General features: G+C 40.5%; 23 protein-coding genes. 9 read left to right on the top strand and 14 right to left on the bottom strand.

Annotation, left to right across the window (positions count from 1 at the left end; translation table 11 throughout):
* Positions 1–10: 10 nt before the first annotated feature.
* From ACYVM0_RS00280 to ACYVM0_RS00310, 7 genes are all read right to left on the bottom strand, one after another.
* On the bottom strand, positions 11–1,084 hold the full coding sequence (locus ACYVM0_RS00280) for a hypothetical protein (protein WP_460550704.1): 1,074 nt from the start codon (positions 1,082–1,084) through the stop codon (positions 11–13).
* A gap of 172 nt (positions 1,085–1,256) precedes the next feature.
* The gene (locus tag ACYVM0_RS00285) at positions 1,257–1,847 is read right to left on the bottom strand and encodes a histidine phosphatase family protein (RefSeq protein ID WP_460550707.1); all 591 of its coding nucleotides are present in this window, start codon (positions 1,845–1,847) and stop codon (positions 1,257–1,259) included.
* 137 nt (positions 1,848–1,984) lie between these two features.
* Entirely contained in the window at positions 1,985–2,335 is a 351-nt protein-coding gene (locus ACYVM0_RS00290) for a hypothetical protein (protein WP_460550709.1), read from the bottom strand.
* Positions 2,336–2,427: 92 nt separating this feature from the next.
* Complete coding sequence (locus tag ACYVM0_RS00295) at positions 2,428–2,808, bottom strand: hypothetical protein (RefSeq protein ID WP_460550712.1); 381 nt, start codon at positions 2,806–2,808, stop codon at positions 2,428–2,430.
* Between the two features lie 255 nt (positions 2,809–3,063).
* The gene (locus tag ACYVM0_RS00300; RefSeq protein ID WP_460550715.1) at positions 3,064–3,348 is read right to left on the bottom strand and encodes a hypothetical protein; all 285 of its coding nucleotides are present in this window, start codon (positions 3,346–3,348) and stop codon (positions 3,064–3,066) included.
* Positions 3,349–3,461: 113 nt separating this feature from the next.
* Positions 3,462–3,977 (bottom strand): hypothetical protein, encoded by a 516-nt coding sequence (locus ACYVM0_RS00305; RefSeq protein WP_460550718.1) that lies wholly within the window; start codon positions 3,975–3,977, stop codon positions 3,462–3,464.
* Positions 3,978–4,154: 177 nt separating this feature from the next.
* On the bottom strand, positions 4,155–4,700 hold the full coding sequence (locus tag ACYVM0_RS00310) for a DUF6896 domain-containing protein (protein ID WP_460556278.1): 546 nt from the start codon (positions 4,698–4,700) through the stop codon (positions 4,155–4,157).
* A gap of 218 nt (positions 4,701–4,918) precedes the next feature.
* Between ACYVM0_RS00310 and ACYVM0_RS00315 the strand changes: the two genes are divergently transcribed.
* Positions 4,919–6,133, top strand: coding sequence for a M12 family metallopeptidase (locus ACYVM0_RS00315; RefSeq protein ID WP_460550721.1), 1,215 nt, complete (start codon positions 4,919–4,921; stop codon positions 6,131–6,133).
* A 195-nt stretch (positions 6,134–6,328) separates the two neighbouring features.
* On the opposite strand, the gene ACYVM0_RS00320 is transcribed toward ACYVM0_RS00315, so the two are convergent.
* The 7 genes from ACYVM0_RS00320 to ACYVM0_RS00350 form a co-directional block, all read right to left on the bottom strand.
* Positions 6,329–6,943: a dihydrofolate reductase family protein gene (locus tag ACYVM0_RS00320; RefSeq protein ID WP_460550724.1), complete on the bottom strand. Its 615-nt coding sequence runs from the start codon at positions 6,941–6,943 to the stop codon at positions 6,329–6,331.
* A gap of 4 nt (positions 6,944–6,947) precedes the next feature.
* Entirely contained in the window at positions 6,948–7,382 is a 435-nt protein-coding gene (locus ACYVM0_RS00325) for a VOC family protein (RefSeq protein ID WP_460550727.1), read from the bottom strand.
* Between the two features lie 36 nt (positions 7,383–7,418).
* Positions 7,419–7,628: a hypothetical protein gene (locus tag ACYVM0_RS00330; RefSeq protein WP_460550730.1), complete on the bottom strand. Its 210-nt coding sequence runs from the start codon at positions 7,626–7,628 to the stop codon at positions 7,419–7,421.
* A complete protein-coding gene (locus ACYVM0_RS00335) occupies positions 7,625–8,122 on the bottom strand; it encodes an SRPBCC family protein (protein ID WP_460550733.1) in 498 nt (165 codons plus the stop codon). The genes ACYVM0_RS00330 and ACYVM0_RS00335 overlap by 4 nt, the downstream gene beginning before the upstream one ends.
* Positions 8,119–8,439, bottom strand: a complete 321-nt coding sequence (locus tag ACYVM0_RS00340) for an ArsR/SmtB family transcription factor (protein ID WP_460550736.1) — start codon at positions 8,437–8,439, stop codon at positions 8,119–8,121. Before ACYVM0_RS00340 ends, ACYVM0_RS00335 begins: the two co-directional genes overlap by 4 nt.
* Positions 8,440–8,684: 245 nt before the next feature.
* Positions 8,685–9,080 carry a hypothetical protein gene (locus ACYVM0_RS00345; protein WP_460550739.1) on the bottom strand — a complete coding sequence of 132 codons (396 nt, stop codon included), beginning with the start codon at positions 9,078–9,080 and terminating at the stop codon, positions 8,685–8,687.
* A gap of 247 nt (positions 9,081–9,327) precedes the next feature.
* A complete protein-coding gene (locus ACYVM0_RS00350) occupies positions 9,328–9,792 on the bottom strand; it encodes a hypothetical protein (RefSeq protein ID WP_460550742.1) in 465 nt (154 codons plus the stop codon).
* A 338-nt stretch (positions 9,793–10,130) separates the two neighbouring features.
* Here ACYVM0_RS00350 and ACYVM0_RS00355 point away from each other — a divergent pair, with 338 nt between their 5' ends.
* The 8 genes from ACYVM0_RS00355 to ACYVM0_RS00390 all read left to right on the top strand — a co-directional run bounded on the left by ACYVM0_RS00355 (position 10,131) and on the right by ACYVM0_RS00390 (position 26,591).
* Entirely contained in the window at positions 10,131–11,585 is a 1,455-nt protein-coding gene (locus ACYVM0_RS00355) for a sialate O-acetylesterase (RefSeq protein ID WP_460550745.1), read from the top strand.
* Positions 11,586–11,700: 115 nt separating this feature from the next.
* Entirely contained in the window at positions 11,701–13,575 is a 1,875-nt protein-coding gene (locus ACYVM0_RS00360; RefSeq protein ID WP_460550748.1) for a rhamnogalacturonan lyase, read from the top strand.
* Between the two features lie 93 nt (positions 13,576–13,668).
* Positions 13,669–16,008 carry a glycoside hydrolase family 2 protein gene (locus ACYVM0_RS00365; protein WP_460550751.1) on the top strand — a complete coding sequence of 780 codons (2,340 nt, stop codon included), beginning with the start codon at positions 13,669–13,671 and terminating at the stop codon, positions 16,006–16,008.
* Positions 16,009–16,209: 201 nt separating this feature from the next.
* Positions 16,210–16,998: a rhamnogalacturonan acetylesterase gene (locus tag ACYVM0_RS00370; RefSeq protein WP_460550754.1), complete on the top strand. Its 789-nt coding sequence runs from the start codon at positions 16,210–16,212 to the stop codon at positions 16,996–16,998.
* Positions 16,999–17,002: 4 nt separating this feature from the next.
* Positions 17,003–17,797, top strand: a complete 795-nt coding sequence (locus ACYVM0_RS00375) for a rhamnogalacturonan acetylesterase (RefSeq protein WP_460550757.1) — start codon at positions 17,003–17,005, stop codon at positions 17,795–17,797.
* 60 nt (positions 17,798–17,857) lie between these two features.
* A complete protein-coding gene (locus ACYVM0_RS00380) occupies positions 17,858–20,770 on the top strand; it encodes an exo-beta-1,4-galactosidase (RefSeq protein WP_460550760.1) in 2,913 nt (970 codons plus the stop codon).
* Between the two features lies 1 nt (position 20,771).
* Positions 20,772–24,275 (top strand): DUF4450 domain-containing protein, encoded by a 3,504-nt coding sequence (locus ACYVM0_RS00385; RefSeq protein ID WP_460550763.1) that lies wholly within the window; start codon positions 20,772–20,774, stop codon positions 24,273–24,275.
* Positions 24,276–24,449: 174 nt separating this feature from the next.
* A complete protein-coding gene (locus ACYVM0_RS00390) occupies positions 24,450–26,591 on the top strand; it encodes a hypothetical protein (RefSeq protein ID WP_460550766.1) in 2,142 nt (713 codons plus the stop codon).
* The last annotated feature ends 20 nt before the right edge of the window (positions 26,592–26,611 follow it).

The raw sequence follows: 26,611 nt of genomic DNA on the forward strand, positions 1-26,611 counted from the left end.
TTTAACAATTTTAAGGCTGCAGGTTATTTTTTATTTCGTCAATACTTTTGCCAAACATTTTTATAACCCAGTCAGCAAAGTCAGCTTGTGATTTTATGGATATACCGTTCCAGATACCCTTCGGGTACTCGTTCGTGTGTTCAAAGTATTGCAGCCACAGGTTTCCTTTTTCAAAATCTTTTGCTTTAATGGCTTCAAGTCTTTCATAAAACCAGTTGAGGCTGGCTTTTTCATCACTTACAGCGGCTGTTTTTAAAAGCTCCAGCACTTCTGTTTCAATTCTTCCCGGGGAACTTAAGTACTTATCCAGCTGAAGGTTATAATTTTTAGCAGCAGGAGTATCGCCTGTTAACAGTTTGGGTATATGGCTGATGATATGCTGCCTGCAATGATCTGTCAAAAAATATTCATACTCAAAAAATAGCTCCTGTTTATATTTTGCAAATTCAACTTTAGCCATTCTCTCTTTGGTAATGATCACCAATTCAGGATCTATGCCCAGGTTTTGGTAAGCCAATAGTTTATGGTGCCCGTCTAAAATAAACATAGGACTGTCAACGGTATTCATCCAGGTAGAGCCATCGGCATACGTACCCCGGTCATTAAAATAAGCCTGGAATACAACTGCCTTAGGTCTTTGACCGTAAAAGATACTTTCTTCATACTCTTTTACTCTTTTTTTATTTATAGCGGAATGTAATTGTGTAAACATTAAATTATCGCCACCGGGGTTGTAGTAACCATAGGTAAAATGCTTTGAATTGTGTGCTGTGCCATATTCATAATGCAATTGATAGTCCGTTCTTTTTTCCCTGCTGACGACAACAGTATATTCACCTGAGTTGAACAGGTTTAAAAAATCAGCAACCGCCTGCAGTATTGCAGTGTCGTTGCCTTTTATCAACACCTCATTAAATTTTTTAGCAACAGGTTCAAAATCGGTGGTAAGTGAATAGTATTTACCTGCAGAGCCTGCGTAATCGTACCAATCAGCAGCAACAGGCTTTTGTATTTTTAAACAGGTTACAAATCCATCGCTAAGTATGTCAATAATGTCTTGCCCGTTTTCAATATTAACTGTCATGGTATAGCACTACTTTAATAACCTGCGATAAAATATTTTACTGAAGATAAGCATCAAAAATGAAAAATGCCGGCCTGGCCGGTTAATGGTCTGCAACAGCCAGGCTTACAGCAGGCGGGAGTTGTGGCTAAGGTAAATAGCCTTCAGTATTATGTGAATGACAGAGATAAGATTATCTGCAATCCGGCGAAGGAAAAATATTTTCCTGCCCTGTTGCATACCTGCAAAAAGTGAGGTTGCCTTTTTTTGATAATTTAAAATCTATGGTCCAGATGCTGTCGAAATCCAGCTTGTTCCAGCCCCCGATAATGCCGGCATGTTTTTTACCCACCAATGCTTTTGCCAGGGGAGGAATATTACTATGTTCCCAAACCATCAGTACCATGCCTCTTTTTTTAAGTACATCTTTGGCTACGCTGTCGGTGGCGGTTTCTTCATAATGGCTGTTGATGGTGAGGCTGTCTTTTATTGCAAAAGGTGTAACAGTTTGAAACATGCGCACACTGCTGGTTTTTTTTCCGGTGCTGATGGTGGGTACATAAGTATAATCGGGCCTGCCGGTAACCGTATCCAGCACTGCGGGCAATGCCAGTGCCCGGTTTAATCCCATGCAGTTAAGGTTATCACCTTTGCCGGGTTTTTCGCCATGCCTGATGATGACCACCCTGAGCTTTACTGAATCGGGAAGAAACTGGGCAAATAAACCGGTTGTACAAAATAGCAATGCTGCCGGCAAGAGTATCCTGCAAAAATATTTTTTCATAACAGAAGGTTTAAAGACGGGCAAAAACATTTATAAACGCATCTGTAAAAGTGGAAAAAAGAAATGAAATTCTCTTCCGTATTTATACCTGTTTTTTTGCAGGAAAATAAAGCAGCACCGGCAGGATAATGGCAGGCTTAAGATAACCAACGGCTGATTATAATCAATAACCAGAGTATAAAGGGGAATGCAATAATGATAGCCCCGGTATAGGTAAATAATTTGTGCCGGTAAAGTTTTTTTACATCATCATAGTTGCTGATCAGCCTGGCATCAAATGGTACGCCATATCTTTTTAAACCGCATTTTTTGCACACCACCATCGCATCTTTATCGTTGGGCATGATAGGGATAAACCACACATGCGAATAAACACCTGATACCAATAGCTCTGCCCATTGATGCGTTTCGCACGACGGGCATTTAATTAAGTATTCGCCAACACCTATCGGGGTTCTTGCAATGCCATATTTTAATGGGAGGAACATGTAAATGGTTTTAATTGCTTTTAAATAACAGGCCGTTGTAGTGTAATTTAAAACTTCTTTTTTTTATTCATCTGGCGCACCAATTAACATTTTCAATCATCAAACAATAATCCGTAGCATGCCCATTTGTATATCGACGATAAATTATACTCATTCACCCAGGGAAATGCAGCTTTCATTTGTGCATCAAACTGTTGCCGGAATGCTGTATTGACGGGTAAGCTTCTTTTTTTTGCGGTCTCAATTGCTGCTGCGGCCATTTCTACCAGGCCGGTGGCGTATGTATTTGCTTTTTCACATTCCTGCACATGTGCGGCTATAATTTCAGGCGCTGTGCCGGGGTATCTTTTTTTAAGCTTTACAAAGGTGGCTTTGCTATCAAGATAGTTGGCACGAAAAATTTTTAATCCGGAATTTAAAATCTCTTCCTCACTATCATTTTTATATAACCATGAAATTAAATTAATGTTCATAAAATAAAATTTACCTGGTATTAATGCAGCAATGGCGAAGCGCCGGCCTCGTTAAAAATAAATGAATGTTCCATATACAACTTCTTTAAGTTTTCCATTTTCAAATCTGAAATGTAATTGGCAATTGTCGTTTGTTTTTACAGCAAATACTTTTTTATTTTCTGATTTCCAGTCCAACAGCTCGCTGTCATATGTTTTAAAAATGTCTTCCAATTGTTGTAAAGTTGATTGAGCATCTACAGGGTGCTGGTCAATTTACAAAACAGAGTTGGAGACGATATCTATTGAAGAAAAATATAAAGAATCAGAATCTTTTATTCTCCAGGTACCTTTTATCAGCATGTATTTGCAACTATCACAGGATAAATAGCAACAGGTGCCAGGCGATTTTGTATAAGAGGAATCAGCGTTCACTGATGCTCCTGCTGCCTGAACGAATGGGACTCCGTTTATTTTTATTTTATCCTTATTGAGTAAAATCTTCTGCTCATTTCCTTTACAGGAATAAAAGCCAATGAGTATCAAAAAGAAATAACGCATACACATAGTTTAAGCCGGGCTAAAAGTTGAATCAGCCGGGGATTAATCAATTGCTTCAAATAATGTAAATACATTCAAACAGGAATATTGCCAGGTCATGCCTGGCTACAATATTAATTTGTATTCACTTTTAAATTTTCACTTAACCACTCATCTAACTTTCCATCCTCATCACTCTTAATAAGTTTTTCCATTTTTTTATCCTTCTTAATGCCATTGCCCGATTGATATACACTGATCATATCATGCAATGCGGCTTTATGTTTTGCACGCATGTCTTTGGAATAATTGTTTTCCAAAACATATTTTGCTGAAAAGGCCATGTACAAAAGGAGCATGCCTTCATTCTTTTTTTCAAAGTCCATGATCGTAGGATTGATCTCCACATTAACAGTAGGACTTCCGTTAACCCATGAAATTACAAAAGCACCTACTTCTTTTCGTTTGTCAGCCTGCTCACTTAATGGCGTTTTTTTTAGCCATTTGGCGGCTGCAATAATATCTTTTTCATAGCGGGTATAATCTGCAGCGTTTTTCAATTGATAGCCTTTAGGTACCTCAAAATCCTGGCTGTAAAGATGGGTGGTAAAAAATAAAAGACCGGTTACGAGGAGGGGGATCAGTTTCATAATAGAGATTTTTATGGTTAGAAATTATAAGGGTATTAAATCATTGCGGCTGATGTTCTTTACAGTCGGGGACTTGCCAACTGTTTGCCGGAACGGAAATTAAATGTATAACTTTTGTTGAAGTTATACAGGAAATTTTAAAATTTACTTATTACAATAGTAATGTCAGGCGCTTGCTTACAAGGCAATAATGTAGCTAGTCGGTCCGTTACCCGGAATTTTTGTGAGGATATCTTCTTTGCACAATATATCAATGGCCTTATAAACATTCAGGTAATCAATAAACCTGGCGGCAAGTCCTTTAAACTCTTCTGTTGTCTGCATATACTTATAAAAGAAAAATCCATTTAAAATACCAAACTCCGGTTTCTCTGTATAAAGTACCTCAACAGCCTGTCCTGTATGCAGATTATCAAAACGGCAATGAGATCCATGCAGGTAAAAGGTCCATTCCCGGTTTAGTATTCCTTTATTGTTATGACTCGTGTTATATACACTTGATGGCCATGCTCCGCAATCGTCTATGCTAAAATCAAATTCCCGTGCAAGTGCAAGCATTAAGGTATTTGCATCGGTTCTGAATGCTTTTGCGCACTGGTAGATAATTTCTTTATTTGTTATAATTTCCCGGGCTGTCAAAATATTGGCTTCTTTATTAAAAACAATTTTCTCATCAAAGTGGGCTATTGTTTGTATTAAAGCAAAGTTAATGAGCATTGGCATACCAACCACCCGTGTATCTATGCTGTAACAGCTATAAAAGCTCCCGGTAATTATGGAGCTTCGGCACTTGTAAAATAACGAAGGCCTTATTTTAATTTTTACACGAAACAATAATTTAACTTTCGGCTATTTCTTTTTTTAAATAAAATGTTTACTTTGTGCATCTGCCCGATAATCTCCTTCCAGCCAATATTTTTTTTTAACCTAAAACTTTCCTTATGAAAAAGCAATCTTTGCTCCTGGTTATGGCTGTAACAATTTTTTATTCTTCCTGTAAAAAGAACGAACCCGCCATCACTTCAACTGATTCAGCAACGGGTAACAAAGCAACAGCTGTTGCCTTTTTTCCAAAAGATGCACTGCCCACTGACATTCATTTTCAAAACGGGAAAACGCTATCGCTGTTGCAAAAAGACTCTACCTACTATCTTGACGGCGATATTATATTATCGCTTGCACAATTGGAGATCATTAAGGCAAATAACAGTGGCCAGCAACGAACCTTTACTTCCGACGTTGCCAGGAACTGGGAACTGGGCCGTGTGGCGTATGTTATTAATGCCGGTTTTTCTGCTGCAGACCGTAACACCATCCTGGATGCAATTGCCGATTGGCGGGCAGTATCATCGCTGGATATTGTACCAAGGCAATCTGATGGTAATTACATTGAATTCATGCCGAGTACAGTCAACAATTCATATGTGGGCCGGCAAAATGGGCGCCAGGTAATCAACCTTGCTACAACGGTTAACCGAAGTTCTGCCATTCACGAGATCGGGCATGCCATAGGTTTTTTTCATGAACAGTCGAGAGCAGATCGGGATAATGAGATTGTAGTGAATTGGGCCAATATACGGCCGGCAATGCAGTTCAACTTTTTAACATACGCACAGCAGGGTATACCGGGAGCTGACCTGGGTACTTTCGATTTTAACTCCATCATGCTGTATCCTTCATTCATCTTTGATCCCAACTTTGTGTTTGATCCGTTTACCCCGGTTATGACAAGGTTAAATGGAACCACATGGGGTACATCTACCGTACTTTCTGCCGGAGATATAGAATCAGCAGCATTTTTGTACGGACCGCCGTTTGCGTCTGTAGATCTTGTACCTACATATTCTTATCACAATCCTAACGGCGAAGACTTTGATGAATACGGGGATGTGGTGATTAATTTTTGGGCAGATGCGTCGCATACAACGCCTGCAATACTTTCTGTAACCAAAACTGCGAATATCCGGCACAGTTTGTCATCGTATCATGGCTCGGGTACAAACAACTATTCTTACTCAGAAACCAGTTATACCCTCACTGCGGGGCAAAGCTCGTATACCATTACCCAATATCATAATTATGATGATTCTTATTTGGGTATTTCCAACAATTACGAATACAATGATTTTTATTTGCGCAATGGGTACAGGCGGTAAACTTACGGGCATCATTTTTTTACAGGCTTCCCAAGGGGAAGCCTGTTTTTATTTGCCTATGTATTGTACCGGGCGGCATATCAACAGCCTGTTGCACCTGGTAGATGCTACATATTTTGCGGCAATGAAGCAGTAAGCAAAGTTTTATGAGCGGGAATACGCAATGACGTAATGCTTTACCAGTTTTATTACTTTTTAAGTTCCACTCGTACCTGTTGTAACCTTTCCCGCCCGCTTGTAAGCGGCAATAATAACCCCGGTTGATGTAACCATGCTTTCTGTTAAGGTAAATGCAGCCGGGATTGCACCATTATCAAAAAGTTTTTTTCCTTTACCTAAAGTCAGGGGATGAATTTTAAGCCTGAGTTCATCAACAAGGTCATGTTTAAACAGCAGTTGAACAAGCTTACTGCTACCCCAAACCTGTATATCGGCGCCTTTTGAATGTTTAAGTTTTTTAATGGCGGCCAGGTTTTTTATCACTACCGAGTTTTTCCATCCGGCAATAACCGGGTCCTGCTTTTTCAGGCTTTTAGAAAATACGTACTTGGTACCTTCATTAATACGGGGCCAGAAGTCTCCATGATCAGGCCAGTAAGCGGCCCATAGCTCAAATGTTTTGCTGCCCAAAAGATAATCAGCCGGTTGCTGCAATTCTTTTTGCACCACTTTTCCTCCGGCTTTATCACCATACGGTGCACTCCAGCCGCCATATTTAAAACCGCCTGATACATCTTCCTTTGGCCCACCGGGTGCCTGCATTACTCCATCTATTGAAATCATTGATAACACAATTATTTTTCTCATCATGTCTTTATATTAAGTTATTGCCGGCATCAAATTCCACTATCCATTCAATACCGTATTTATCTCTGAAACAACCAAAATACGTACCCCATGGACTATCACCGATTGGCCCTTCTATTTGTCCTCCTGCAGAAAGCCCGTTAAATAATTTGTCTGCTTCTGCTTTACTTGCTGCACTGATTACAATTTTACTCCTGTTCTCATTTTCATTTGTTTTGCCCATGATTTCCGGAACATCATTGCCCATTAGCATATTACCGCCGATGGGTAATGCAATATGCATGATTTTATTTTCTTCTTTTTCCGATACCGGGAACTCAGCGCTGGCAATTTCTTTAAAGCGGATAATTTTTGCAAATGCTCCGCCAAATACTGATTTGTAAAAGGTAAATGCTTCTTCGGCATTGCCGTTGAAGTTAATGTGTGGATTGATAAGTGGCATAATTTTTATTTTTTAGATTGTTTAATTGTTTGTTTGTTATTCTAACTCCTCGCAATAGTAGTTATGGCGGTTTAGCAGATCAATTATTTTCAAAACAACATTGTCTTCGCCGTCAATACGTAAAATTTTATCACAGTCTGTAAGGTCAAAATTCCAGGTTGCGTTTGGCAGCAGGCTATCAATATGCGGTTTAAGCTGCTTTACCTGCAGGTTGGTTTTTACAGATGTTTTGAAAACGGAGATCATTTTTGTGATAAAGTTGCCAATAGATTTTCCAGGTTGCTCAACGACATTTTCATGCCCTGTGTAAAGCCTTCCAGTATTCTTTCTAATCTTTCAAGAGATTCATTGTAAATAGAGATGCTTACTGTTGTGGTACCGTTTTGTTCGCTGAAAGTATGGTCCCATTCAGAACCATGTAACTCAGGGTTTTCATCCTTGTCTGCAAAGGCATTTTTCATTTTAAAATTTGTCTTCGGGGTAATGGAAGTATATTCCTGCAGTGCCCAGCGCTCATTACCGTCAGGACTTATCATCGCATAAAATCTTTTGCCACCCACTTTAAAATCCTGGTATTTTGTTTTTGCGATCATGGGCTTTGGTGCAATCCATTGGTCAATCAATTCTGCTTTGGTAAAAGCATCCCATACCAACGAAAGTTCGGCATCAAATTGCCTGGTTATAAATACTGTTTTTGTTGATTTATCAACTGTAAAATCAAATAGCAAATGGTTTGTCATTTTTTTTGTTTTTTAATTGTTGCTAATACATTGTCGAGTTGGTTGAACCTGATCTCCCAGATTTTTCTGAACTGGTCAATCCATTTATCGATCTCTTTCATTTTTTCAATTTCAAGTGAATAATATATTTCCCTTCCTTTTTGTTGCTGTTTTACCAGTTCGCATTCGGTAAGTATGCGCAGGTGTTTGGAAACCGATTGCCGGGTGGTGTTAAAATTATCGGCTATGGCATTCGGCGTCATGGCCTGCAGAGCAATTAAAGTAATGATGGCCCGCCTGGTAGGGTCGGCAATGGCCTGGAAAATGTCTCGTCTCATAATATTTAAAATTTTGCTTGCGCAACTAATCGGTTGCAAATATATGTGCAACTATTCGGTTTCGCAAGTTTTTTGCAAAATAATTTTAAAAAATAAATAAGGGAAGGTAAGGGGTAAATAAAAATGCAGCCTGTTTATCCTGCTTTTAAAGGATATGCAGATGCTATTCCCGGTTATTAAAAGCTTGTATATACACAGTATATTGTAGTTGGTTACGCCTTTAACCGATACTGATGTAGCGCCTTTTAACCTTTAAGTCTTTTAAATCTGCCATTCCAGGACGTTCCTTTTACTGTAGAGGTATAATAGATAATGTTTCCATCCACTTTATCTATGGTCACTTTCATTTTATCTCCCGGGCCAAAAGGAAAATCGGGGACAGTAATTTTGGTCATGGTCATAATATAGGAGCAATCATCTATCCATTCCACTGTAGACTCTATGTAAAAAGGTGTCTTACCACTTTTTTCAATTTGATAATTGCCGTCCATCTCAATATAAGCGGTCTTATCATCAGCATCTAAATACAAAAATTTTCCTTTTTTCATTATAGCACACTTATTGTTTTTAGTATCCTGGCAAAAGGTATGCTGAACAATACCAAACAGTAACGCTAAAAGGATAATTTTTTTACAGTTCATACAGTAGTTGTTTTAATTTTTGCTCAACCAGGAAGAGGTTGCTGTGTACCGGAATTCATAAAGTCATTTGGTAGTACCTGGCCTGGTTGGAAATATAAGGTTGAAGTTAACAACAAAAAGCCAAATAGAATTCGGTGATGCAGATATTAGCAGAGGGTAATACAACAGCCGATTGTTGTTCCATCTGGGAGCCTTGCGGCAAACCCTTTATGTGCAGGCTCAGTTGGCAAATTGGATTGAATAATGCTCACCTCACAAAATTAGTAGTATTAGTTATTTCCTGATTGTAATCAATGCGACCACTTCCAGGTACGTTTGTAGAAACCCTGACTTTGTATTTCCCGTTTGGGAATCTTATGTTTTTCACATTTCCTGAGCTATTGCAGTTAGTATATCGTTTGCCCTCGACATAATACTCAAATTCATATGACTGACCTGAACCTTTGGAAGAGCACTTGTCTATGAGTGTACCCTCAACCCAGTAGTAGTTGTACAACAGGTTATACTCTCTATATGTGATTCTTAATCCATCATAAAAAAAAATCAAAGTGACTGCTGTGTAAAATATGTGGTGAAGTCTATTTTCATTACTCTTTGGTTTGATCACAATTTTTATTACTACAATTGTTCCGCACAAGAATGTCAGGGAGAAAAGGATACCCAAAAGCAATCCCATTGAAAGGCTAAAATCGTCTGCTGCTAAAAATGTCATTTCCTCGATAGGGTTAAAGCTTGCTTACAATTCCCGCATTTCCCAACTCTTGTTCACTATCCAAGTAACACTTAATCAAAAAGAACAAAATCTTCGGTTTAAATGCAGGGTTTTAATTTAAATATTAAAAATAATCATAAAACAGCTATGCAGAAAATTATTCCTGATGATGAATGCACTGCTATCTTATCCTTTTCCCAAGCCTTTTCAAAAAATCTCCACACAACGCCATCCTCAATAAAATCCGTCGCCGCAAAACATCATTTTATCCTCAGGATGCAACAGGATGCAGCCGCTGTTATATCAACTAAATTGTGGGTGCAAAACGATTGTCCTGCATGAACTTAGCTACAATAAATAAAGCGTTATTTATAATAATACTCTGCCTGGCCGGCGCTACGGCAAACGCACAGCTAAAAATTGCCGAAGCATTTTCTGATAACATGGTATTGCAAAGGGAAACGCCTGTAACCATCTGGGGCGCAGCAGCAGCAGGGCAAACGGTAACAGTACAATTTGCCGGCCAGCAAAAAACAGCCATTGCAGATAGTGCAGGCCAATGGCAGCTGGTACTGGCGCCATTGCAGGTTGCTTCCTCACCACAAAGCTTAACCGTGCAAAGCGGCACCACTATTACACTCCATAATATCCTGGTGGGAGATGTATGGCTCTGCAGCGGCCAGAGCAATATGGAATACCCGCTGGACCGGAAGTTAAAAAAATACAGCGCTCCCAAAAAAGGTATTGACGAAGCCGAACAGGAATTAACCAAAACAAAGCCCGGCGAAATAAGGTATTTATATGTGGAGAAGAACCTGAACAAAATTCCTGTATTACCCACCAGGGGCTGGATTGATGGCAATGATACCCTGGTAAGATATATTTCTGCTATCGGCTACTTTTTTGCCAAAGACATTTACGAAAAAACAAAAGTGCCCATTGGTATCATCTCTTCCAGCTGGGGCGGCACAAGGATTGAGCAGTGGCAACCCGACTGGAGTTATGCCCGGTCAGAAATATTTAAAGATTCGGCTACTACGCCCAATTTTAAAATTGATGGCATGCACCCCGGGCAAATGCACAAGGGATTGATAGCGCCATTGGTACCTTTTACTATTAAAGGCGTACTGTGGTACCAGGGCGAAAGCAATGCCATGGTGGAAGACCAGGAAACTTATTCCATAAAGTTTGAATTACTGGTAAACACCTGGCGCAACTTATTTAAAAATGATGCACTCCCGTTTTATTATGTGCAGGTGGCACCGTATTTATATACCGCAAGAAAAGATGCTAAAAAACACAGTGCAACGCTGTTGCCGGAATTTTGGGAAGCGCAAACCAGATGTTTACATATAAAAAATACCGGTATGGTAGTTACAACCGACCTGGTAGACGAGTTAAGTAATATTCATCCCTCTTACAAATGGATCGTAGGCAGAAGGCTGGCACTATGGGCTTTGCAAAAAGACTATCATATTGAACAAAAAGAAATTTCGGGGCCTGTGTTTGCAGGCATGAAAAAAAACAGGAAAAATATTTTTATCAGCTTCAGCCACCACGGCACCAAACTGATGAGCAGTGATGGCAGCAACGCATTAAGCTGGTTTGAAATTGCCGGCAGGGATGGAAAATTTGTGCCTGCAAAAGCAACCACAGATGGTGATATAGTAATAGTGTATGCAGAGGGGTTGAAGAAACCAAAATATGTTCGCTTTGCATGGGATGAAAAAGCACAACCCAATTTAGTGAACAGCGAAGGATTACCGGCAGTGCCGTTTAGAACGGGACTGTGATAAAAATTGCTGCTACGAAGCAAAAAAAACTAGCCACGGATTACACGGATTGAGTGTATTTAATCTGTGTAATCCGTGGCAACAAAAAACTACGCAGTAGTTTCAAAAAAAATGTATGAAAAGAAAATCACTTATAGCAATCATTGCAATTTTTTGTGGCATGGCTGCTGTTGCACAAAGGCAAATGGAATATTTGAATCGTGGTGTGGTAGCAGTGCCAGATGGCAAAGGCAATATTTTTATCAGCTGGAGGTTATTGGTAACCGATGATGATAATATTGGCTTTAATGTATACCGCACAGCCACCAATGAAAAACTTAGAAAGCTGAATAAAAAACCTGTTGATGCATTCACCCATTATGTGGATGAAAAAACTGACAGCACTAAAGCCTACACTTATTTTGTAACGCCGGTGGTAAAGGGGAAAGAATTAACGGCTTCAGAAAAATTTACAGTGCCGGCGTTGGCAAAGCCCTATTTATCTATTCCCCTGCGCACGCCGGAAGGCTATTCTGCCAATGATGCATCAGTAGGTGACCTGGATGGCGACGGCGAATATGAAATTATTATTCACTTAACAGGACGGGCACACGATAATTCGCAGGCCGGGCTAACCGATCCCCCGATCTTGCAGGCTTATAAATTGAACGACACTTTTTTATGGCAGATCAATTTAGGAAAAAATATTCGTGAAGGTGCTCACTACACACAATTCATGGTGTACGATTTAGATGGCGATGGTAAAGCAGAAATTGCGATGAAGACGGCCGATGGCAGTATGGATGGAAAAGGCAATGTAATTGGTGATTCTACCAAAGACTGGCGCAACGAGAAGGGATATATTTTATCGGGGCCGGAATATTTAACGGTATTTAATGGATTAACCGGCGAGATCATTAATACAACAGAGTATACACCACCACGTCATGCAAAATTTAATCCTACTACTGATGAATTAAAAGCAGTGTGGGGCGATGGCTATGGTAACCGTATGGATCGTTTTTTAGCCTGTGTAGCCTACCTGGATGGTGTGCATCCGAGTCTGGTGATGTGCCGTGGTTATTATACCCGTACTATTTTAGCTGCATGGGACCTGGTAGACGGCAAATTAAAAAAGCGCTGGGTATTTGACAGTAATGACGAAGGCAATAAAAAATTTGCCGGCCAGGGTAATCACAACTTAACCGTTGCAGATGTGGATGGCGATGGCAAAGATGAAATTGTATACGGGCAAATGACGATTGATGATAATGGCAAAGGGTTGTACAGTACTGGTATCGGGCATGCGGATGCGTTACACGTGAGTGATCTCGATCCTTCCCGGCCTGGTTTGGAAGTGTTCAGTATCCAGGAACGTTTTGATGATGCCGGTGCCAACTTCCGTGACGCCCGTACAGGCGATGTAATCTGGAAAAAAGCTTCGGTAAAAGCGGGTGGCGATGGCGAGGGCCCGGGCAGGGCGCTGGCACTGGATGTGGACCCTCGTTATCCCGGTTTTGAATGCTGGGTGGCGGGTGCAGGTATTACCGGTATGTTTGATAATAAGGGCAATACCATTTCAGAAAAAACACCGGCTTGTAATATGGGCATCTTCTGGGATGGAGATGTGCTGAGTGAAGTACTGAATGGTGTTAACATCAGCAAATGGATATACGACAGCAGCAAAACCAAAACATTATTCGATGGCAGAAATTTTGATTGTGTGAGTAATAACGGTACCAAATCAAATCCTTGTTTATCGGCAGATTTGTTTGGCGACTGGAGAGAGGAATTAATTTGCCGTACAAGAGACAGTAAAGAGCTCCGCATTTTTACAACCACCATTCCAACAGCAAAAAAATTTTATACACTGATGCAGGACCCGCAATACAGGTTGAGTATTGTGTGGCAGAATGTGGCCTACAACCAACCACCGCATACCAGTTTCTTTATGGGGCAGGATATGCCGCAACCACCGAAGCCGAATATTGTAATTATAAAAAAGAAATGAATCCAATAATAAAATCTAAATGTCCTCAATGTCTGAATGGTAATAATTAAACCATTCAGGTATTATGAGCATTTAAGAAATACAATTAAAAAAATGCTACAAAGTAAAAAAAATATTTATCGTATTTGCCTGGCTGTTGCAAGTTTTTTTTTATTGCTGGTGGTTAACGCTCAGCAATCAAGAAAAATAATTCCTTTTGATACCGACTGGAAATTTATTCGTGAAGATGCCCAAGGCGCAGAGCAAACTGATTTTAATGATGCTGCATGGCGTTCCTTAAATGTGCCGCACGACTGGAGTATTGAAGGGCCTTACGACAGGAATAATACTACAGGAAGAGGCGGCGGGTATTTGCCCGGTGGCGTAGGGTGGTATCGTAAAACATTTACAGTAGATGAAGCCACTGCCAGGCAACTGGCTTTTATTGAATTTGATGGTGTGATGGCCAACAGCGATGTATGGATCAACGGGTTTCATTTGGGTAAGCGCCCCAACGGTTACGCCAGTTTTGAATATGAACTGACCGGCCATTTAAATTTTGGCGGAAAGAAAAATGTAATTGCTGTAAGAGCTGATAATACAATTCAGCCTGCTTCACGCTATTACACCGGTGCAGGTATTTACAGGCATGTACGCATGTCCGTTATAAATCCCCTGCACATACAGCACTGGGGCTCATTTGTTAATAGCGCAAATGTTACGGCTGCAAAAGCTACTGTAAATATTCAAACAACCGTTACTAATCAAACCGCATCGGCACAAAAATATATACTCTCTGCCAGTATTATTTCGCCTGATGGTAAAGTAGCTGGTACTGCCGAAAGCCGCCAGGAGCTTAAATCAGGAGAATCACAAACGGTTATCATGAGCCCGTTCATCAATCAGCCGGCTTTGTGGGATGCAGATCATCCGCAATTGTATAAAGTGGTTACATCAATTGTTTCTAATAAAAAAACAGTGGATGAAGTTACTAATTCATTTGGCATACGTGAAATAAAATTTGATGCCAACACCGGTTTTTCTATTAATGGAAAACAGGTAAAAATAAAAGGTGTTTGCCTGCATCATGATGCAGGTGCACTAGGAGCTGCCGTTCCGTTACAAGCCTGGGTAAGGCGCTTACAGGCATTGAAAGACCTGGGTGTGAATGGTATCCGCACCTCACACAATGCAGTGGCACCGGAGTTTTTAGACCTTTGTGATAAAATGGGATTTCTGGTAATGGATGAAACCTTTGATACCTGGAATGCAGCGAAGAGCCATGCAGAAAAAGGCTACAACTTATATTTCACCGATTGGTGGGAGAGAGATACCAGGGATATTGTGCAGCGTGACCGTAACCATCCTTCTATTGTAATTTATAGTATCGGTAACGAGATACATGACAACCTGAATGATTCCACCGGTTTTAGAAAATATAAAATGCAGCAGGACCTTGTGCATTCTCTTGATGGAACAAGGCCGGTTACAATGGCGCTGTTCCGCCCTGCATTGTCAAAAGTGTATAATAATGGTTTTGCCAATACAATGGATGTAGTGGGACAGAATTACAGGGAGAACGAACTGGTAGCCGCACACGAAAAAAATCCCAACTGGAAAGTGATCGGAACAGAGAACCGTTTAGAGCAGGCCGCATGGATCCCGTTAAGAGATAAACCTTATATGGCAGGACAATTTTTATGGACGGGTATTGATTATTTAGGAGAAGCAGATTGGCCTGAAGTGGCGCATGGTTCCGGTTTACTCGATAAAACAGGTGGTATAAGAGATGTAGGTTACCAACGCCAAAGCTGGTGGAGCGAAAAACCAATGGTATATGTAATGCGTAAAGAAGGCAATGCAGGTGCAGGCGCATGGGTGAGCGACTGGAGCCCGACAGATATTGATACTTACGATGAAGCAAAAATACAGGTGTTCAGCAATTGTGATGAAGTGGAATTATTTTTAAACGGTACTTCAGTTGGTGTACAACCAAGGCCTGCTGACAATGCTTCACCAAGAAACTGGTCCATCAATTTTCATAAGGGCACATTAAAAGCGGTTGCCAAAAATGCCGGTAAAGTTGTGGCAGAACAGGAGCTCACTACTACAGGCAATCCTGCAAAAATTGTATTAACAACAGAAAGAAATACCATTGCTAATAACTGGGATGATGTGGTATATGTTACAGCAACGGTAACAGACGAAAATGGCTTACCTTGTTTAAATGCGATCAACAAAATAAAATTCACTGCAGAAGGCGCCGGTGTAATTGCTGCTGTAGATAATGCAGATCTGTCTGGTTCAGAAAATTATCTCAGTAAAGAAAGATGGGCATTTAAAGGAAAATGTATTGCCATCATTAAAGCAAATGCAGATATGGGAGCGATAAAGATAACTGCATCATCAGATGAATTAAAGAGTGCCGCTGTAACGATAAATGTAAAAAATTAAAGATAAAATCGTTGTTTTAAGTAATTCCTGGATTTTGTTTTGCATTTGCCTTTTGAATTTGCTTTGCACAAATACTAATGAAAAATTTAACACGGAGCAGTGCAAGAGCAATAGGGCTTAAGCCCGGGGCAATACAAAAGCTTATTAAGGGGCTTTAGCCCAGCATGAAATTTTTAAGTGATCAAATAAAAAATAATGACTATGAGCAAAAAATATTTATCGGTAAATTCAATTGTTTACCTGGTTGCATTGGTAACGTTGAGTTCTTTTTTATTTATACAAAAAGAAAAACCAACACTCTACATCATTGGTGATTCAACGGTAAGAAATACCAATCGCCCCCAATGCGGCTGGGGCGAAAAGATCGCTGACTTTTTTGATACCACACAACTCAGCATTTCCAACCAGGCAATGGCAGGAAGAAGCACAAGAACCTTTATTAAAGAAAAACGCTGGGAGAAAGTAATGAGTACCATTAAAAAAGGGGATTATCTCATCATGCAGTTCGGGCACAATGAAGGTAGTAAACCCGATACCGGTAAGGCAGGATATCGTGGTGTTTTAAAAGGCACGGGTGAAGAAACAGTGGAATTGATATGGCCGGACAGTACCAAAGAAATTGTACATACCTATGGGTGGTACATCCGTAAATTTATACAGGATGCCAGGTCTAAAGGTGCAATTCCGGCAGTAGCATCAATGATACCGAGAAATGAATGGAAAGACGGTAAAGTAAAACGAGCGGATAATGACTATGGCAAATGGGCTAAGGAAGTAGCCGTAAGCGAAGGTGTGGCTTTTATTGACCTGAATGCAATCACGGCAGATAAATACGATGCCATGGGGCCCGACAAGGTAAAAGAATTCTTCCCCGGCGATCATACACATACCAACGAAGCCGGTGCCACCATCAATGCAGCGTCTGTAACAGAAGGTATTCGCTTATTAAAATCATTTGGATTAAATAATTATTTACTGCAAAAAAATTAAGCTCATGTTCACCAATAAAAAAATTAATTTCCTTTTAGTAATTGTTGTCATTTTATTGTCTTCATTTATTATTTTAAGAAAAGCCGATAAAAAACCTACTTTGTTTTTTGTGGGCGACAGCACGGTTAAAAATGGTAAAGGCGATGGCAGTGGTAACATGTGGGGCTGGGGCGACCTGATGGCGCCGCTGTTTGATACCACAAAAATAAAGTTAGAGAATGATGCTTTGGGCGGCACCAGCAGCCGTACGTTTTTAACCAAAGGATTATGGGATAAGGTAGTGGCAAAAATTGAAAAAGGCGATTATGTTATTCTGCAATTCGGGCATAACGACAGCAGTCCGCTGGATGATACCGCAAGAGCAAGAGGTACAATAAAAGGCGTAGGTGATTCTGCAAGAGAAATTTATAACCCCATTACCAAACAGCAGGAAGTGGTGCATACCTACGGGTGGTATTTATCAAAATTTGTAAACGATGCTAAAACAAAAGGGGCTACTGTTTTTATTTGTTCACCCATTCCACGCAATGATTGGAAAGATGGTAAAGTAGTTCGTTACAATGGTACAGGTTATGGTTTGTGGGCAAAGCAAACGGCGGAATCAACAGGCGCTTTCTTTATCGATCTGAATACGATCACTGCTGATACTTACGACGCTATGGGGCAGGAAGCAGTAAAACCATTATTTCCTAATGAGCATACGCATACTTCAAGAGAAGGCGCTGCTATTAATGCTGCTTCAATTGTAAAAGGGATTAAAGAATTACCGAAATGTGGATTGGTTAAGTATATTAAATAAATAAAGCAAATAGAGTTTATAATGTAAATAGAGTAAGAAGGGAAACGAAAAGTTATTTTGATGAAAAGAAAAAGGGGAAAAAATATTTTTATAAAAATGACCATTGCTATTGCAGTGGTCTTTCAGGTTTATAACACCGGTGCGCAAACGATTTCGCTTGCAGGCCGTTGGCAATTTAAGATGGATAGTACCGATGTGGGTATCAAAGAGCAATGGTTCAATCAAAAATTCAATCAAACGGTTTTATTGCCGGGTTCAATGTTAAGCAATAATAAAGGCAATGAGCTTACTATTGATACCAGGTGGACAGGAAGTATTTACGACAGCAGCTGGTACTTTATGCCACGCCTTGCCAAATACCGTGAGCCGGGTAATTTACATTTCCCGTTCTGGCTAACACCTAATAAATATTATGTTGGGCCGGCCTGGTACAGCAAGGAATTTATTATTCCGGCCAGCTGGAATAAACAAAATGTACAATTGTTTTTAGAAAGGGTACATACTATTTCAACCGTGTGGATAGATGGAAAAGAAATTGGTACACAAAACAGCCTGGCTACGGCACACGAATACAATTGTACGGCATTTTTACAGCCTGGTAAACACCGCATAACCATAAGGCTGGATAACCGCATTAAAGACATGAATGTGGGCCCCGACTCACATAGCGTAACAGATCATACACAGGGCAACTGGAACGGTATCATTGGTAAAATGGAATTAAGGGCTGAGCGGAAAGTGTATATTAAAAATGTACAGGTGTACCCTGGTATAAAAGATAAAACAGCTAAAGTATTACTTACCGTAGCCAATACCACAAATGATAATGCCACTGTTAGCATTGCACTAATAGCAAAGTCATTTAACACCAGAACAATGCACAGGGTAGTATTTACAAAAACCGTTGCTGTTGCAAAGGGTGATACCGTACTGGAGTTGCTTTTGCCAATGACCAATAAAATGTTGTTGTGGAGTGAGTTTGATCCGGCATTGTACGATCTTAATGCCACTGTTTTTTCTGTTACAAATGGCATCAGTAAAGCCGGCACACAATTTGGAATGCGTGCCTTTGGTATTGAGGGCACCCAATTTACCATCAACGGGCAAAGAACTTTTTTACGGGGTACAGTAAACAACTGTGAATTTCCGTTAACAGGTTTTCCGCCAACTGATATTGCAGCATGGCAAAAAATATTTGCCACAGCCAAAGCACATGGGTTGAATCACATGCGCTTTCACTCCTGGTGCCCGCCCGAAGCCGCCTTTGATGCTGCAGACCGTGAAGGTTTTTATTTGCAGCCCGAAGTGGATTCATGGCCCAACCATGGTACATCACTCGGCGATGGAAGATTTATCGACAAATACATTTATGATGAAGCAGAAAAAATGTTGCAGCGTTATGGCAATCATCCGTCATTCGCCATGCTGGCCGCCGGTAACGAACCTGCGGGAAGAAACCAGGCAAAATATTTAAAGGATTTTATTTTTCATTTTAAAGCATTGGATAACCGCAGGCTGTACACCGGTGCTTCTGTTGCTATGAGCTGGCCACTGGTTCCGGAAAATGAATACATGATAAAATCAGGCGCAAGGGGATTAGATTGGAATAACCGTATGCCCGAAAGTGATTCTGACTACCATCGCTTTATTACAGCATTCAGCATGCCTTATGTAACACACGAGCAGGGTCAATGGTGTGTATTCCCCGATTTTAAAGAGATTAAACAATACACCGGTAATTACCGTGCAAAGAATTTTGAAATGTTTCAGCAGGACCTTACAGAAAATGGCATGCAGGATCTTGCAGAAAAATTTTTAATGGCCTCAGGAAAATTGCAAACACTTTGTTACAAATTCGAAACAGAAAAATCACTACGCACACCAGGCCTTGGCGGTTTTCAGTTGCTGGGCTTGCAGGATTTTCCGGGACAGGGTTCAGCCATTGTAGGCACACTCAATGCTTTCTGGAAAGAGAAGGGATATACATCGCCACAGCAATTCAAACAGTTCTGCAATGTTACGGTACCGCTGATACGCACATCGAAATTTGTATACACCAACGATGAAAACTTACAGGCTGCAGTGGAAATTTATCACTACGGGAAAAATGATTTTAATAATGCCGTGGTGAGCTGGAAACTGGTGAATAGTAACGGCACTCTTTTTACCGAAGGAAAATTTGCGGCGCAAAACATTCCGACAGGCAAAAATACCGGCATTGGTATCATTACTATTCCGCTTTTAAAAATTACGGAGGCACAGCAGCTATCCTTGCAGGTAACCATTAACAAAACAAATATTGAAAACAACTGGGATGTCTGGGTATATCCGAAAACATTACCGGCATTGGATAATACCTCTGTTTATTACACCGATACATTAGATGCAAAAGCAGCTGCTGTTTTAGATAAGGGCGGCAAAGTATTTTTAAACCTTGCCGGTAAAATTATAAAGGGAAAAGAAGTAGTGCAATATTTTACGCCGGTATTCTGGAATACATCCTGGTTTAAAATGCGGCCACCGCATACACTCGGTATCCTGGTGGATGAAAAAAATCCGGCCTTTGCGGCATTCCCCACCAGCTATTACAGCAACCTGCAATGGTGGGAGATAGTGAACAGGGCGCAGGTGATGCACCTGGAAAATTTTCCGAAAGATTTTACTCCCCTGGTACGCAGCATTGATACCTGGTTCATGAACCGCAGGCTGGCCATGTTGTTTGAAGCAAAATGTGGCAATGGAAAGATCATGGTAAGCAGTGCCGACTTATCTGCAGCAATGCCAGGCAAGCCGGCCGCCTCGCAATTATTTTACAGCCTGCAAAAATATATGCTCAGCAATGCGTTTGCACCAACCCGGTCTGTTGATATAAATTTGATAAGGGAATTAACCACCACGCCATCAAAACTGGTGTGGGATGCGTTTACCAAAGCAGCGCCTGATGAATTAAAACCAAAAATGATTGCACAGTAGTATGATAAAAAATATTTTTATAGAACGTACGGTTGGAATGCTACCGGGCTTCAGTAATAAGATTGTTTTCATCTTTTTACTTTTTATTAGTTATAAAACTTCTGCACAAAATAATACGGAGCTCTGGCATGGTATAGAACGCACCATGCATTACCAGCCGCAAGGCAACGATTTTATTTTGTATAAAGGCACAAGAAAATTCAACCGTGCATTGTACGGCACCAACACTGCATTCAGGGTAGAGGCAGGTGATCTTCCTGAATTTGCACTGTACATGCCGGGTATGGGGGGCAATTGTAAAATTGGTATCAGTGTAAACGGAAAAAGTAAATGGATCACTGCTGCCGGCAATATCAAAACTATATATCGTGCCGGTTCCATGTTGTATGAAATAAAAGACAGCCTGCTGGGCAAAGGTATTCTCAAACTTACAGTGCTGGCATTGGCAGAGGATGAAGGCATGATAATAAAAATAGAAAATGAAAATATCCCGGTTAATACATCGCTAACCATTATGTATGGTGGTGCAACAGGGAAAAAGTTTAGCCGTGATGGTGATATCGGAGCCGATCCGGAATCATCTTTTTATTTACAACCTGCTTATTGTAAAGATAACCGGTACACAGTATATAAAAATATTTTTCAACTCTCTTACGGTTTATCAAAACCAATAAGCGAAGAGGAACGCTACGAAATTCAATACAATAATAAAACAGCAGATACAACTGCAAAGGAAAAACCAAAGCAGTTAATAGGTATTTTTCCTGATAGCGCCATTATACAAATTGCAGATGCAGAAAAACAAAATACGCCCGATGAATTGCTGGCATCACCTGCCAATCTAAAATTGCCCGTTGTTACTGCACAGGTAAGGCTGAATAAAAATGCGGTGCATTATTTTATCGTACAAAAAGCACCTGCATCAGTTAACTACAATGATGCTGCAATGGTATTTACAAAAGCAGAAGCGGCAAGAAAGAAAATAGCCGCTAGGGTGGTATTGCAAACGCCTGATGCATACATCAATCCTTTGGGTAGTGCATTGGCAATTGCTGCTGATGCCATTTGGGAAGAACCTTCTTATATGCACGGTGCTGTTGCCTGGCGTATGCGTTTGCCTGCATGGCGTGGACCATATGTTGCCGATCCGTTAGGCTGGCACGACAGGGCAAGAACACATTTCAGCAGTTATGCCTTATCGCAGGTTTCAAAAATTCCACCGGGCCCGGCTGTGTTTGATACGGCTTTGCACATAGCCAGGCAACAGGAAAAAATGGGTAATGCCATGTTCAGCAATGGATATATCAGCCGCAATCCCGGTGGCGATATTCGTCCGCACCATTATGATATGAACCTGGTGTACATTGATGAATTACTCAATCACTTTAATTATACCGGCGATATTGAGTATGTGAAAAAAATGTGGCCTGTTATCAAATTGCACCTGGAATGGGAGAAAAGAAATTTTGATGCCGATGGCGATGGCTTGTACGATGCGTATGCGGCAATATGGGCAAGCGACGCATTGCAGTATAGCGGCGGCGGTGTTACACATTCCTCTGCGTATAACTATCGTGCCAATAAAACTGCCGCTATGCTGGCTAAATTAATGGGCGAAGATGGTAGTGCATACGAAACAGAGGCGAATAAAATTTTTACTGCCATGAATAAAAATTTATGGCTGAAAGATAAAGGCTGGTTTGCAGAAAATAAAGACCTGATGGGGTTGCAACTGGTGCATCCTTCTGCTGCATTGTGGACAGTGTATCACGCCATTGATGAAAATGTGGCTGATGCAAAACAACAATACCAGATGTTACGGTATGTAGATACTTATATTCCGCATATTCCGGTAAAAATAAATGGCTTGAAAGATGAAGGGTGTTATTTACTGTCTACTACTAACTGGCAGCCTTACACCTGGAGCATTAACAACGTAGGATTAGGAGAAAACTTACATACAGCATTGGCTTACTGGCAGAGTGGTGAAAATGACAATGCTTACAAATTATTTAAAAGTACATTGGCAGAAAGTATGTATGCCAGTGCAAGTCCCGGTGGCTTTCAGCAACTCTCTTTTTATGATGCCATACGCGGCGAATTGTACCGGGATTTTGCAGATGGAATTGGTATGACCGCAAGAAGTTTAACAGAAGGATTGTTTGGTATTACACCCGATGCCTTACATGATAAATTGATCATCAGACCTGGCTTTCCGGCAGCATGGCAGTTTGCAAAGCTTACAGTGCCTGATATTAGCTTTGATTTTAAACAGGATAAAAATATTTCTGCTTATAGCATTAATCAGTCTTACAACAAGTTATTAGATATTACGTTGCAGTTGAAAGCGTTAAAAGATAAAATAGTTGCAGTAACAGTAAATGGTAAGCCTGCAAAATGGAATTGGATACAAAATGCTGTTGGCCATCCGGAGATTGCAGTGGAAGCGGGTAAACTAAAACAGGCGGTGATTAAAATTAAATGGGCGGGCAATGATTTTGATAATTTAATTTTTATGAATTGTCCGCCTTACGGAAAAGGTACTATTGATTTTCCAAAAGCAACGGTGCTGGCAATTGACGATTCTCAACATATCTTTAAAGTATCACGTGCTGAAAAAAAGAGCATTTATGTTGAAATCAACGGGTATAGTGATGACCTGGATCATCATACGGCTTTTGTGCAATTGCACCAGGGCGATGTAACCTGGATTGAACCGCTGCATTATGAAGTTATTGCTGCTATCAGGGGCCGCAGCCTTCATTGTTCTCCTGATTGTTCGGGTGTATACGATACCGTTAGTTTGCAACCTTATTTCAATGATAAAGTAACACAGATATTTAAGAATAAATATTTATCTCCCCGTCCGCAGTCGCCCACCTTACAAATGCCATGGCAGGGTATTGGTAACTGGTGTTACCCTTTGGCAGATGCCAATATTAATGACAGCGGTACCAGGGCTAAAGCCGGTACTGCCAATATGCTTCAACTGGCGAATGTTCCTTTTGCCACGCCATCTTCAATGGAGGCCAGGAATATTATCTATACCTCACAATGGGATAATTATCCCAAATCTGCAACCATACCATTAAGCGGAAAAGCAGAAATGGCGTACCTGTTAATGGCAGGAAGTACCAATCACCAGCAAAGCCGGTTCACCAATGCAAAAATTATTGTTACCTATGCAGACGGTACAACAGATGAATTGCCATTGGTAAATCCTTCTAACTGGTGGCCGATAGAACAGGATTATTATGACGATGGTTTTGCATTTACTACCGGGGCTGCCAAACCTTACCGCCTTATTTTAAAAACAGGAGAATTTACCAGGACATTTTCAAAATATACTGCAATCAAAGGATTGACCAACCGTGCTATTGATGGCGGTGCTGCAACTGTAGTAGAAATGTACCTGCAAAAAGACAAAGCACTAAAGAGCATGCAATTGGTAACTCTTGCTAATGAAGTGGTGGTAGGGTTGATGAGTGTGACACTGATGAGATAATGACGATTGTAGATTGTGGATTGCAAAAGATAAATCTGTAACAAATTTGATAAAGTAAATCTTTTCTTTTTCACCAGCGCCAGCGCAGGTACCCAGCCCGAATGTTTTTGGTACAGCTGTGGAGCTAAAAAGTTTAAAAGAAGATTTTAAGATTGAAATTATAAAGAAAGTAGAATGAAAAAAATAATAATAAACTTCTGTATTGCACTTATGTTTTGCACCATGCAAACAAATGCACAATCCATCAACAGAAAAGCGCTTGTTGAAAGACACACCATTGTAAACAAAACAATGGATACCTTATCATCCCTGTCAGTAGGCAATGGTAAATTTGCATTTACAGTTGATGCCACAGGTTTGCAATCTTTTCCCGATGCGTATGTAAAAGGCGTTCCGCTGGGTACGCAAAGCGAATGGGGCTGGCATAGTTTTCCCAATATAAAAGGATACAAAGAAGAAGGAGCACTAAAAACCTACCATCTTAACGGACGTGATGTGCAATACATGGTGCAATGGAACAGTCCTGAACAAAATAAAAATGTGTCTGATTATTTCAGGCAGAATTTACATCGCTTGCAATTAGCCAATATAGGTTTGGAGATCACAAAAAAAGATGGCAGCATTTTTAAAATTGAAGATGTAAAGCATATCAACCAGGCTTTAAACATGTGGACGGGTGAAATTCATTCCAGGTTTACTGTAGAAGATGTGCCGGTTGAAGTGATTACTTATTGCCATCAGCAGGATGATGCCATTGGTGTAAAAATAAATTCAGCATTACTGAGACAAGGAAAAATAAAAATAAGAATAAGATTGCCTTATCCTACAGGTGGTTGGGCAGATATGGGGAATAATTTTACGAATGAAGATAAACATGAGTCCACGCTTATACAACCCTCTTTTGGTTCTGCCTTAATAAAGCATCGATTAGATACTATGGCATATAGAATCAGTTTAAATTGGAAAAGCACGGCATATATCACCGAAAAGCAAAAGCATTATTTTTTATTGGCCCCAACAGATCACGGCGGTAATAGTTTTGAATTTACCTGTAAATTTTCGATAAAGGATGATACCAGGTTAAATGAATATTCCTTTCCGCAAATACAAAACAACAGCAGGTTACAATGGCAACAATTCTGGCAACGCGGAGCTGCAGTTGATTTTAGCGGCAGCATTGATGCAAGAGCAAAAGAACTGGAAAGAAGAATTGTACTTTCTCAATACCTTACCAAGATACAATGCGCAGGCAGTAATCCTCCGCAGGAAACCGGTTTAACTTATAACAGCTGGTACGGCAAACCGCATATTGAAATGCATTGGTGGCATGCGGTACATTTTGCTTTATGGGGCAGAGTTGATCTGTTAGAGAAAACGCTTGCCTGGTATGATAAAGTGGCGCCTGTTGCAAAAGCCATTGCACAACGCCAGGGTTATGATGGTGTACGCTGGCAGAAAATGACAGACAATGATGGCAGAGAAGTCCCTTCATCCATTGGCGCATTTTTGATATGGCAACAACCGCATTATATTTATTTTACCGAATTGGTGTATCGCCAGAAAACAAACCTGCAAACATTAAACAAATACAAAGACCTGGTTTTTGCCACAGCCGATTTTATGGCTTCATTTGCACGCTATGATTCTGCTACCCATAAATATGTTTTAGGCAAGGGCGTAATTGCAGCGCAGGAACGATTTAAAGCGGAGCAAACCTATAACCCCACCTATGAATTGGCCTATTGGCACTGGGCATTAAGTACTGCACAACAATGGAGAGAGCGCCTGCATTTACAAAGAAATAAAAAATGGGATGATGTGATCAATAATTTATCACCATTGCCCCTACAAGGCGATAAATATTTATTTACTGAAAGTGCAACAGATTCCTATACCAATCCTGAATTTAAGACCGATCATCCATCGGTACTGGGCGCATTGGGCATGGCACCCGAAACACCAATGGTAGATAAAAAGATAATGCTGAATACATTTAACTGGATATGGAATAACTGGAGCTGGGATAAAACCTGGGGCTGGGATTTTCCAATGACCGCCATGACTGCAACACGGCTTGGCCTACCCGATAAAGCCATTGATGCATTACTGATGAACATCACCACTAATACCTATTTAAACAACGGGCATAACTACCAGGATGGCAGGTTAACCATCTATCTTCCCGGTAATGGCGGCTTGCTTACCGCCATCGCCATGATGTGCGCCGGTTATGATGGCAGTACTATTTCAAACCCCGGTATACCAAAAGACGGCAAATGGAAAGTGAAATGGGAAGGACTGAAAAAGATGTTATGATGTGATTCGGTAATATTAAA

The sequence above is a fragment of the Ferruginibacter profundus genome (genome assembly GCF_054783275.1).